The sequence below is a fragment of the Pirellulales bacterium genome, from assembly GCA_036499395.1.
In the GTDB taxonomy this organism is placed as follows: Bacteria; Planctomycetota; Planctomycetia; order Pirellulales; family JACPPG01; genus JACPPG01.
On record DASYDW010000116.1, the window covers coordinates 143,164 to 155,160 of the forward strand.

Annotated in this window: 6 protein-coding genes; 5 read left to right on the forward strand and 1 reads right to left on the reverse strand. The window is 59.0% G+C overall.

Annotation, left to right across the window (positions count from 1 at the left end; all coding sequences use genetic code 11):
- Positions 1–21: 21 nt before the first annotated feature.
- From VGN12_20760 to VGN12_20775, 4 genes are all read left to right on the forward strand, one after another.
- A complete protein-coding gene (locus VGN12_20760) occupies positions 22–1,200 on the forward strand; it encodes a TlpA disulfide reductase family protein (GenBank protein HEY4311891.1) in 1,179 nt (392 codons plus the stop codon).
- Between the two features lie 52 nt (positions 1,201–1,252).
- Entirely contained in the window at positions 1,253–1,888 is a 636-nt protein-coding gene (locus VGN12_20765) for a DUF1559 domain-containing protein (GenBank protein ID HEY4311892.1), read from the forward strand.
- Positions 1,889–1,930: 42 nt separating this feature from the next.
- On the forward strand, positions 1,931–3,652 hold the full coding sequence (locus tag VGN12_20770; GenBank protein ID HEY4311893.1) for a hypothetical protein: 1,722 nt from the start codon (positions 1,931–1,933) through the stop codon (positions 3,650–3,652).
- A gap of 307 nt (positions 3,653–3,959) precedes the next feature.
- Entirely contained in the window at positions 3,960–9,854 is a 5,895-nt protein-coding gene (locus tag VGN12_20775; protein ID HEY4311894.1) for a peptidylprolyl isomerase, read from the forward strand.
- Positions 9,855–10,215: 361 nt separating this feature from the next.
- Here VGN12_20775 and rpsR read toward each other — a convergent pair whose 3' ends face one another.
- Positions 10,216–10,476, reverse strand: a complete 261-nt coding sequence (rpsR, locus tag VGN12_20780) for a 30S ribosomal protein S18 (protein ID HEY4311895.1) — start codon at positions 10,474–10,476, stop codon at positions 10,216–10,218.
- A 1,144-nt stretch (positions 10,477–11,620) separates the two neighbouring features.
- Between rpsR and VGN12_20785 the strand changes: the two genes are divergently transcribed.
- Entirely contained in the window at positions 11,621–11,995 is a 375-nt protein-coding gene (locus VGN12_20785; GenBank protein HEY4311896.1) for a hypothetical protein, read from the forward strand.
- Positions 11,996–11,997: the final 2 nt, after the last annotated feature.

Below are 11,997 nucleotides of genomic sequence, written 5' to 3' on the forward strand. Positions count from 1 at the left end.
TGTCAATCAAGGAATCACCCTATGAAGAGCGCTTGCCTACTTTTAGTAAATGCCCTTTTCTGGCTTCCGCTACCCCTGAGAGACGCAAGTGCGGACATCTGCGAAATTTCTTTGACGATTCATGTAACCGATCAGAACCAGAACCCAATCGAAGGTGCAAATATTGGCTTAGGTTCTATTGCCGGCCAACGAGCGAGTGAACTGGCGGACGAAGATCGCAGCGGCACCGAGTGGTATTATTACGGGAACTGCCGATCTGATAAGCACGGACACGCTGTGCTAAAAACGGAGCGCCGCTTACTGGATCATTTTTGCATTGTAGGGCGACATGAAAAACGAAAAATCATCGCCATAAATCACGTTTCCGACCCATCGTCTCCGCTAACGATGCGTCTCGTCCCCGAGCATGAGGTATCGCTTGACATCACGTCACGAGAATTGGCGAAACGCGACCATAAGCTGGGCAACGTCCGGCTAACTGTGTTTCAAGTGGGCAAAGCAAGCGCTGTTTTTGACTCACTGGCGCAAGACGCTCGGCTTGTCCTGCCCGCCGGCCATTACGAACTGGATATTAATGCTGGCTGGCCTGCTCAACGGATGAAAAAGGTGATCGAGGTTCTCCAAACGTCAGATGCTCAGCGTCTGGATACAATTGACCTTTTGGCGGCCCGAATGTTCGCACTTGAGGGGGAACAAGCCCCCGACCTCGCGGATGTAGTTGCTTGGAAGAATAGCGTTCCACTTCGTCTTGCGGATTTGCGCGGCAAATGCGTGATACTCGAATTCGGCGGTTACTGGTGTGGCCCATGCGTACGTCAACTCCCAATCCTTTTCTCGCTGTTCGACAAGTATCAAGCAAAGGGGTTGGTAATCATTTGGGTTCATAGCGACGTCGCCCGAGACGATTATATTCCTGTAGGGGATGCTTCTGCTCTCGACGATCGTCTAGCAGGGATACGGGCGTCTGCCTGGAACGGGCGCGACATACCCTTTCCCGTAGCAATTACCATGTCGAAGGAGGCCCCGACCCCGATTGCGGGCGATCTGCCCGGCTTCGCAACGAACGCGACGTACGCAGCCTTTGGGGTCCATGCGGTGCCGGACGCGGTGCTGATTGACCGCCAGGGAAGAGTCGTTAAGCGATTCGATCCGGAAAGTGATTCAGATATCGCGATCCTCCGCAAAACATTGGGCGAATAACCGGACGTAAACGCGCTACTCACGCGCAGCGGCGGCGATTCTGCTGCCCGCAATGGGCAATGCCCGCGAAGCGGCTCGCAAAGCATCGTGCCAGTGCCGTCTGAAGCAAATCGGTCTCGCGTTGCACAACTATCTGTCGCAATATGGCGAGTTCCCGCCTGCGTACACGGTCGATGCCGATGGTAAGCCCATGCACAGTTGGCGGGCACTTATCTTGCCATACTTCGAGGCTGGGGCAACCCCGAACTACAACTTGGCAGAGCCGTGGGATAGCCCCGCGAATCTCAAAGTGATCGACCAGCTCCCAGATATATTTCGCTGCCCGAGCGATCACCACACGGCCCCTGGCATGACAAACTATGTCGCTGTGGTCGGCGATGAGACGCTGTGGCCAAACACGTCGGGCCGTAAGGCGGAGGAAATCTCCGACGGTCTGTCCAATACCATTGCCGTGGTCGAAATTACAGGCCTCGAAATACCGTGGACGAAACCATTCGATCTGGAGTTTGCGAAGATGTCCTTCCAAATCAACTCCGGGTCAACCACCGACATCGCCAGCCCGCACGTCAGCGGAGTCAACCTGCTGATGGCCGACGGCTCGGTGCGATACGTTCCTCGGGAGATGGAACCAAGCCGTGTGCGCGCGTTGTTGACGGTCGCCGGGGGCGAAAATACATTGCCACCGTGAGCAGCAGCAACACGATCCAGAATCGGACGAGGGAACACGCCGATGCCAGCTCGCGCGTTGATCGTTGCCGGTTTGTATGTGGCGATAGATATCCTCGCTGGCCCGACGTTAACCGCCGCCGAGTCCTCCCCTGCCCCGAATCGTGCCTCAGAATCGGTCGTTCTCCAGTTTCCGGCCGACCGGTCGCTCGGGGTGGTCACGATTGTCGACGCAGAGCCAGACCAAGAGCGCATCGTGGCGCGCGGGGACGTACAACTGCCGCGTGGCAAGAAGTTTCGCTTGGATCTGTCCCGCGCAGCCGCGGACCTCTCTTGCTTGCACGACATGCCGCGGCTGGGTCTAGTGGCGCTCGATTGCCGTAATGACAAACTGCTGCCCGAGATTCTTCGGATCGAAGGGCTCGAGTCGCTGTCGATCGGCGGCAGTGTCGACGACCAGGCGATGGCCTCGCTCGCGGGCATGACATCCCTCTCGGAACTGGTTATCACCGCCGAGTCGGTCACCGAAGAAGGGCTATATAAACTGGCGCCGCTCAGATTGAAGCGGCTGCGTTTGGTCAATATGAAGCTCAACGATGACTGCCTGCTCGCAATCGCCAAGTTCGAAAAGCTCGAATCGCTCAGCCTGATCAACTTCAACGGGTTTGGCAAACAGGAAATCGGCGATACCGGGATCGCCCAGCTGCGCGATCTGACCAGGCTCGAAACACTTAATCTGCAAGGAACCCGCCTCACCGACACGGGCTTGGCCAGCCTCTCCGGCTTGGAAAATCTCAAAAGCCTGAACATCTCGGGCACGTTGGTGACCAATGACGGACTGAAGTACCTGGCCGGCATGCGCAATCTCACCACGCTCGAGGTCGATGCGCAGGGGGTTAACGATGCGGGACTCGCCCATATCGTCCTGCGCAAACATTTGCAGCGACTAAAGCTGCGCGTCATTACCAGCGACGCTGCCTTCGAGCAAATCAGTAAGCTCGCCGAGCTGCGCGAGCTTGAAGCAACGATCTACAACACGTCAGACGCCGGTTGGGAAAACCTCGAAAAATTGCCGGCGCTCGATTCACTGCGCATTGCCGGCCTGGGTGTCAACGACGGGGCCATGACACAGATCGGCCGTCTTCCCGCGATCAAGAAACTGGCCATCAGTTTCGCAACTGTCACGGACGAGGGAATGGCGAACGTTGCCAACCTGAGAAACCTAGAGAGATTGTCGATCTACAGCGTGCCGATTACCTGCGATGGCTTACGATCGCTCGCCGCGCTCGAAAAACTTAGATGGCTATCGCTCGGCGACATTGCGGGAATGGGGCGAGACGGGCTGGCCGTGCTAGCCGATGCCCCCAGTCTCGAGCTTATCAACCTCAGCAACGGTTCCGATCCGGTCAAAGAGATTCTGGAAGATCAGCTGGTGCATCTCGCCCGACTGCCAAAACTGCGATTCTTACAACTGTCGAATATCGAGACGACAGACCGCGGAGCAAACGTGCTGGGCCAGTTCCCTGCCATCAAGGAGTTATGGTTCGATCGCAGTTGCGCACATCTGACCGACGCCGGGCTACAAGACCTGGCACGGCTCGAGCGTCTAACCCGTCTCGGCGCGGGAGGGACATTTACCCGGCATGGGTTGGACGCATTGGCCCAAGCGAAGAACCTCGAATATCTGATCCTTGCGACGGCTGGCGTATCGCCACCGGACGCCGACGAATTCCGCAAAGCCACGGCGGGCCGCATTGCGCTGGATCTCGAAAAACCGCCTCGCTGAATTGCCCCCCCTCTTCCGTGCGAGGACTACGAAACTTCGCATTGCATCGCCCGTTCGTTGGTATCGACTCACTCCTCCGCTGGTGAGTTGCGCACGCGAGGCCGGTCCGGTAAATGTCGGCGAATCCGCAGACGAGCACCGGTAATGCTGTACATTCAGACAGCCGGGCCGCCAGAAATTACTTCCTTGGAAGCAAATGAAAATCTCATACACTCTTTTCACTTGCATTTCACCCGCCACTACCTGTAAATGGGGGTGCAACGGGCTTAAACTTCTGGGCTTTATCGAGCGGGGCGAGGGGGCGGAGATGGGTGGCTTTGGATTTCGTGGTGGGTGGCAAAAGAAACATCATCGAGCCGCGACGACACGCCACTCCGGCGTTCGAGCCCGGCGGCTGCGGTACGAGCCGCTGGAAGATCGGCACCTGCTCAGCGTCACGCTGAACCCGATCAACGGGCCTGACCTCTCTTCGGCTTACAACGTCCCCTCAGGCAAGGACCTGTACGTGCCGCTCGTCGGGCACGACACCGGCCAATCGATCACTTATACGGCCAACAGCACCAATCCCAGCGTGCAGGTCAGTGTGCTCACGGGCAACCCCGACCTGGTTTTCAACGTCACGGGGACTGATTCAAATGGATTTTCTTTTTCAGGCCAACTGGAATTTCAATTATTCGAGAATCTCGCGCCGCAAACCGTCGCGGCGATCATCGCCGATGTCAATAGCGGCGTTTACACGAACTCCTCGTTCTACCGGATGGAGACTTCGAGCTCGTTCCAATTGATTCAAGGTGGCATTAGCGATGAGTCGAGCCCGCCCAGCGTGGCCCCTGTGCCCAATGAATACAACGCCAATATCGCCTACAACACGCCCGGCCTGTTGGCGATGGCCGCGACCAGTGCGCATGTTGCCAGTAGCGAATTCTTCTTGACCGGACCGACTCAGCCGCTGTCCTCGGAACCGCAGGCGCTGAATTTCGGCTACACGATCTTCGGCCAGTTGCTCACGGGCCAGGATATCTACAGCAGAATATTGAACGTGTCGACCCATTCGAGTGGTGGAGTAAATATCGCCAACACGCCCGTGACAATCACCTCGGCCTCGATCGTGCAGAACGACACGCAGAACGGCGTGCTGCAGATCTCGGAGCCGGCAGGCTTCACCGGCAGTGCCGCGATCACCGTCACGGGCACCGGTTCGGACAACACATCCGCGCAGCAAAGTTTTAATGTCAACGTCATCACGCCGGTCCCACCGGCTCAAGAACCGCAGGTCCTGCTAGGCCCGGTCAGCAATCTGACAACATCCGCCGGCAAGGCGGTCCAATTTCAGATCACGGCCACGGATACCAATGGTGGTACGCCAACCTTCAGCATCAGCGATCAAAACCCGTTCGGCCAGCCCCCGTATTCCACGCCGGCCAATGTCACCGTCACAGTCACACCCGGAACTAACGACACGGCCACCGTCACATTGACGCCGAAAGCCGGATTCACCGGAACGTTACAGTTGGTAGCGCACGCCGATGACGCATCGAATGGTTTGCGTGATGCGCAAGCATTCACGCTGACGGTTGGTGGTCCGCTCACCGTGCAAACACCGGGCACCACCCAACAAGTCGCGGCCGGAAGCGTCCTCAGCGTGACGGGTGTGTCACTAACCGACCCCGCGCTGCCGACCACCAGCAATATCACGGCCACGTTCGCAGCCCTCAACGGAACGATCAATCTCTCGACGACGATCGCTGCCGGCATTACCAGCTCGCAAGTCTCGAGCAACGGCACGGGTTTCGTGACGATTACCGCCCCCTTGGCTGCGATCAATGCCACACTGGCGGCGACCGGCGGCTTGATTTACGCGCCGAATACCGGATTTGGCGGAGCGGATACTCTATCGATCAATGCCAGTGATTCGCTGGGTAACACCAGCACCGGTAGTGTCCCCTTGTCCGTGGTGGCCAGTCTGCTAATCAGCGCACCCACCACGACACTCGCAACACCTCAAAACACCAGTTTGGCCGTTAGCGGTATCTCGGTCACGGATCCAGGCCTGCCAGCGGCAGACAACATTACATTCCTCCTCACCACCAGTCATGGAACAGTGACCCTGGCGACGAATGTCTCCAGCAGCATCGCCGCCGCGCAGGTGATCGGCAATGGCACGGCCCAGGTGATCGTGACCGCGCCGCTGGCGGCGATCAATGCCACGCTCGCTGCCGCGAATGGCGTCGTTTATACGCCGGCAACTGGGTTCAATGGATCCGACGGGGTAATGCTTGATGCCACGGACCCGCTCGGAAACTCGATTTACACCAGCGTCGCCATTGCTGTAGGCCTGACGATTACCGCCCCCACGACGACCGAAGTCCCTTCGGCGGCCAGCGCCCGCATAACGGGCGTGGCAATCTCGGATCCGGCGCTCCCTGGGGCAGACACGCTGACGCTCACCATCGCCGCCCAGCACGGCAACGTCAAACTGGCGATTGTCACAGGGGGAGTTTCCGCATCTGAGATTACGAATAACAACACCGCCAGCGTCACCGTGACCGGCACCTTGGCGCAGATCAACACGACGCTGGCCGCCACGAACGGCTTGATCTATCGCTCGGCGAACGACTACGACGGCTCAGACACGCTGTCGCTCACGGCGACCGATCAGTTGACGAGCACGGCCACCAACAGCGTTTCTTTGCTCGTCGTTGGGCCGCTCACGGTTGTCCCGCCGATAGGAGGAATCGTCGGAGCCGGCGCGCCAATTCCCCTAACGGGCATGGTGATCGTCGACCCGGCACTGCCATCAACCGACAACATCTCACTCGTGCTGAATGCCGCGAACAGCACGCTCGCCTTGAACACGACGGTTATCGGCGGCCTCACTGACGCTCAGATTACAGGAAACGGAACTAACAGCGTCACGGTCACGGCCCCCTTGTCCGCGATCAACGCAACATTGGCGGCCACGAATGGCCTACTCTATATCCCAACATTTGGCTTCGCCGGCACGGACACCTTAACGTTCACCGCCACTGACACGGCGGGCAATAGCGACATCGAGCAAACCCAGTTCACTGTCCTGGGCCCCCTGTCACTTTCGCTGCCCACCTTCGAACAATTCGTCACCGCGGGCGGCTCGACAGCAATATCGGGAATCTCGGTTTCGGACCCAGGCCTGTCCAGCCTGGCCCCCGTCACGATGACGCTGCAGGCCAATCACGGCGTGCTGAATCTATCGACATTCGTAACTAACGGGCTGATTGCCAGCCAAATCACCGGTAACGGCACTTCGTCGATCACGATCACGGCGCCGATCGCCGCGATCAACAGTACGCTCGCGGACGCAAACGGACTGACTTATTCGACGGACTCCGATTTCAGCGGGAATGACGAAATCAACGTGTCAGTCACGGACCCAGCAAACAACGCCGCCTACGGAGCTATTCCGATCGGCGCAGCTTCGTCGATCAACGTGCCCGTCTCGTTGGCCGTCCCGATGAACCAAACGACGGCCGTGAACGGCATCTCGATTCAAGACCCCTCACTTTCGTCCTTTAATGACCTGACGGTCACGTTCTACGTTCAGGATGGATACCTCACGCTGTCGACCACGGTTCCGAACGGCATCGCCTGGTATCAGGTGTATGGCAGCGGTTCGTCGTACGTCTCGGTCACGGCCAGCCTGGCCCAGATCAATGCCACGCTCGCGGCCGACGGAGGGCTGACATACACACCGTACAATGGCTTTACCGGAAATGATTTCTTGTCGGTCACGGCGAATGATTTCCAAGGGACTTACCTCAACGCCACCACGACGTTGAACGTTATCGCTCCCCTCTCGATAACAACCCCCAGCAGCCCGCCCATCGTAGCTGCCCACGGACAGATCACGATTACCGGCGCTTCGCTCAGTAATCCGGCTGCGCCGTCGACGGCAAATGTCGTCACCACCTTCTCGGTCGAACATGGAACGTTGCTGCTGTCGACCAACGTCCCCGGTGGCCTAACCGCGGCGCAAATCCTGGGCAATGGCACAAACCTGGTGACGATTCTCGCCCCTGTCTCGGCGATCAATGCCACGCTGGCCGACACTCATGGCCTGACTTATCGCGTCGATAGCGGCTATCTCGGCACCGACAATCTGTCGATCACGGCCGAGGATACTCTGCAGCATACCGCCAGCGCCAATGTCGCGATCAGCGTTGTCGGTCCGCTATCAATCACCGTGAACTCGACAACACAGTTAGTCGAGGCGAACAGCCTGGCGAACTTCTACGCCTCACTCAATGATCCAGGATTGCCTTCCGACAGCCTGGTCACGGTCTCACTCACCGCTGCGCATGGCGCGATCGACATTGTCGCGCTTCCCTTCTCGTATGGCGGTCTGACCACGAACCAAGTCACGGGCAATGGCACCAGTTCTGTGGTCATCGTCGCGACCTTGGCGGAGATCAATTACAGCTTGCAGTATTACAGTTCGTCCTATCTGCCAGAGGCTGGATACAACGGGCCGGATGCCGTCACGATCACAGCCACCGACCAGGCCGGCAATACCAACACGGCTAGCGTCGGCCTAACCGTCATTGGTCCGCTGACCATTCAAGTGCCCCCGAGTTCCCCACCATTGAACGCCACGGGCCCTCTCTCGATTTCCGGCGTTTCCCTGACGGACCAATGTTTGCCTGCCACGAGTCTCATCAGCTTGAACGTCTATGCAGGTTCGGGAGGCGTATACCTGGCGACGAACGTTCCCGGCGGATTAACCAGCGCCGAAATCTGGGGCAACGGCAGTCCGTATGTAACCGTAACGGCGACGCTGGCCGAGATCAACACGACACTGGCCGCCACGCACAGCGTGTCGTATGTGCCCTTCCAAGGCTACAACGGGCTTGACAACGTCACGTTCAGCGCCTGGGATGGCCTTGTCGGTAGCGGCTTTCAAACGATCGCCATTCAGGTTTTGCCTCCGCCCGAGGTAACGGGCGTACTGGTCGATAGCACCAGTTGGTCGCAGTCCTATTTGCAGCAACTCGCCTCGAACGGGCAAAGCTCTGGCGGCTATAGCATTCCGACGGGCGCGGCCCAAACCCGCGATCTACCCTGGAGCAACTTGAACCAGATTCAAATTGTGTTTAATCGCGATGTGAACGTTCAGCAAAACAGTCTGCTGCTGACCGACAAGCTTGGCGTGCAGTATCTGATCCGCGGATTCACGTACAATCCTTCGACCTACACGGCGGTCTGGACGTTGGGCGGATCGATCGGCGCTGATAACATGCAAATTCATCTCAGCTCGACAGGCCCTTACGCCGTGACAGACCGCTCTGGCAATTCGCTCGACGGCGATTGGCGCGACGGCCTGCAGTTCTTCCCGTCGGGTGACGGACTGGCCGGCGGGAACTTCGATTTCTCGTTCAACGTCCTGCCAGGCGACATCAACCAAGACGGTATCGTCAATGCCCAGGATACTGCCCTGGCCTCGTCCAGTTGGTTGAAGGCCAACTGGCGCGCCGATTTCAATGGCGACGGTATCGTCAACGTGCTGGAAATGGCCATGATCTCCTCGGCCTGGCTCTCATCGCTTCCGGCAAACGGCGCCCCAGCCAACGCTACGGTCGCGACGAGCGCCCTGTCCGTGGCCGCGACACCGCCAGCTTCCGTCACGCCCTCGCAAGCGCCCGTCGTACCGGCCGGGACGGTCTCGCCGACCACGGCCACCGCCAGCGGGCTCACGGCTCCCGCGGTCCTGGGGCCAAGCCCTACCGACGAAACCGTTGTGGATCCGGCAAGCGCAAGCGAAAAAGTCACGTCCGCTGTCGACGCATCGACTGGCATCAGCGCCGGCCCCGTGGAAGTGGCCAGCACAAGCGTGGTCGATTCCGCGAGTTCCACCGTGGGCGGCGTCACAACGGCCACCAACACGTCGCTGCCTGCAACGTCGGTGTCCGTTGATCGGCCGACTTCATCCCCGACCAAACTCGCCATCAATGTCGCGGCGCCGATCGTCGATCACATCATGGCCGCTTCACCCGACACAGGTGCTCTCTCCTCGTCGCTGTTATCGGTTGCCGCTCGTATTGAGCGTTCGCTGTCTGGTTCGACGAACTCGAACGAAGGATCGAACGACAGTCTCGGAACCAACGACTTCGAGAGTTCCGCGATTGAAAGCGAGTTGGCCACGCTGCTGGCCAAGAACGCCGCCAAATAGAGGTCGTCGGGCCATCGTCTGCGAATGGCACCTCGCAACATAAGTAAGACCGTCGGCGATTCGCAATCGGTCAGCGGTGGGTCAGCAGTGCCGAGAGTGCGAAGATTGACGGCACCAACTAGGGCACCTTTTGAGCTTCGCCAAGCAGGCGTTACGGCGCAGATTTGCCACGCTACTGATCACAAAGGGCCGCGCGGCCAACTTGCCGGCGCGGGGCGAACGGAAATCCCGCTCGCACATTCAAGACGCGTCGCTGCTGAAGACGCATCCATTGACAGAGCGCGCCGATGTCGATTGCACACGGCGCGCACGCAGCAGCCAATACGGCCCGCAACTCGATGGTCCAAGATGGCCAGTCGGATTACTCGGCGACGTACGGCAGCAGGGCCATGAAGCGAGCCCGCTTGATCGCCGCGGTCACGGCGTGCTGGCTGGCGGCGGTGCAGCCGCTCTTGCGGCGGCCGATGATCTTGCCCTGCCGGCTGGTGAGTTTCGACAACAGCTCCAGATCCTTGTAATCGACGTACATCGGGCGAGGCCGCTTACCGTCGACAAAGATCGGATCTTTCTTCTTCGCGCGGCTGCTGAACTTCGATCGCTTCTTGGGGACGAACTTTCCCATGCTCCCAATCCAACTGCAAGTGTTTCGTTGATCGCGACTTCGCGTGCCGTAAACGCCCGGGCTGAACATCCCCGGGGCCATCCCCAGTCCGCCCGCCCACGTTCGGCAGAATCGCACATCCTACCCACTTTCCCCCCCGCCGTCAAAAGGGCTTTTTCACGGATAGTGGTACATTCTGACGCAAAGATTTCTCGGGATCGGTGAGCCGCAGTCGATGGCCGGGCTGTAGAATTGGGGCATGCCAAATACCTCCGACAGATGCCCCAACTGTGGGAAAAACGGCGTGTTCAGTGCCGGTTCGATGATGACTGACAAGGAAAGCGGCAACCTGACGACGGAATATACGTGTCAGAACAAGAAGTGCGCCAACTTCCGTCGAAGCTGGATCAGGACCGAACGAAGGCATTCGCCGGAGTCACCACACCCATGACCCGCGACCACCAGCACAACCCGGACCCGAACGTGAATGCCCACCGGATCGTCCAGAAATGGAGCGTCGCGGGGCGTTTGGTAGAATTCGGGCATGGGAACCATCATAGGAATTTCGGTAATCGTTGCCCTGTTCGGGGCGACGTATCGGCTGCTACGTGATTCGCAGCGACGCTTCTATCCTAAGCACGATGCGTGGCAATCACCCCCTGAGCATCATGGCAATGGTGGGTGAAGTCCTATGACCCGCGACCACCAGTCCAACCCGGCCCCCACGTCACGGCAGCCCGGATCGTGGCTTCTGCCACTGGTCATCGGACTGGTATGCCTCGTTGGGCTTGCGCTGGTCGTACGGTCGTTTCCGCACTATGCGCCGAAAACCAGCCATCCGCCCGATTCGCTGGGCCTGTATCGATGGGCGGCAGCCACCGCGTTCTTTTTTGGCATTGGCGCCTCCGTCGGCGCATCGTTGGGCGCTCTCTTCAAGGCTTCGCAATTAGAATGTGCGATTTTTGGGATCTTTGCGCCTCCCATCATTCTATTGTTTTGGGGCCTATTTGTTTCATGACCAGCGACCCCGAGATTGAATCCCGGCACAAGAACACTCCAGTCCAAAAGAAGCCGGCCGGTTTATGGCGCAGGCTGACCAGAAGCAAGATCGTCCTCGTTCTGCTGACGATTTTGGAGCTCTTCTAGGACGGCGGCCGAAAGCCCCATGTCTCACGAGCAAGAGCCAACCCGACGCCGTTTCAACTCCAGGATCGCACTGCAATTTCTGATCGTGGCCGTCGCCGCCTGCTGGTTGGGATGGCAATGGATGATCGTCCGCGACCGCTGGGCGCTGCGACAATGGCTAACCGCCAACGGCGGAGTGGCCGCAGTGCAAGTACCCGGTGGCGAACCGGGGGACTACGAGCATGAAATCGTCACGATTCCCTTTTGGCGATCGTGGATCGGGGACGACCCGATTACTTGTCTCTACACACCCCCACTCGAACGGGCCGAGATCGAGCGACTCACCAAGGCCTTCCCCGAGTCCTATGGCATGACCTCGGCGACCGGCGCTAACAAGAAGACCCCCATGCCATAGCT

Bases quoted from the DNA above. Each gene is read 5' to 3' on its own strand.
- VGN12_20775 (HEY4311894.1), top strand. From the start codon at position 3,960: ATGGGTGGCTTTGGATTTCGTGGTGGGTGGCAAAAGAAACATCATCGA.
- rpsR (HEY4311895.1), bottom strand. From the start codon at position 10,476: ATGGGAAAGTTCGTCCCCAAGAAGCGATCGAAGTTCAGCAGCCGCGCG.
- VGN12_20785 (HEY4311896.1), top strand. From the start codon at position 11,621: ATGTCTCACGAGCAAGAGCCAACCCGACGCCGTTTCAACTCCAGGATC.
- VGN12_20770 (HEY4311893.1), top strand. From the start codon at position 1,931: ATGCCAGCTCGCGCGTTGATCGTTGCCGGTTTGTATGTGGCGATAGAT.
- VGN12_20765 (HEY4311892.1), top strand. From the start codon at position 1,253: ATGGGCAATGCCCGCGAAGCGGCTCGCAAAGCATCGTGCCAGTGCCGT.
- VGN12_20760 (HEY4311891.1), top strand. From the start codon at position 22: ATGAAGAGCGCTTGCCTACTTTTAGTAAATGCCCTTTTCTGGCTTCCG.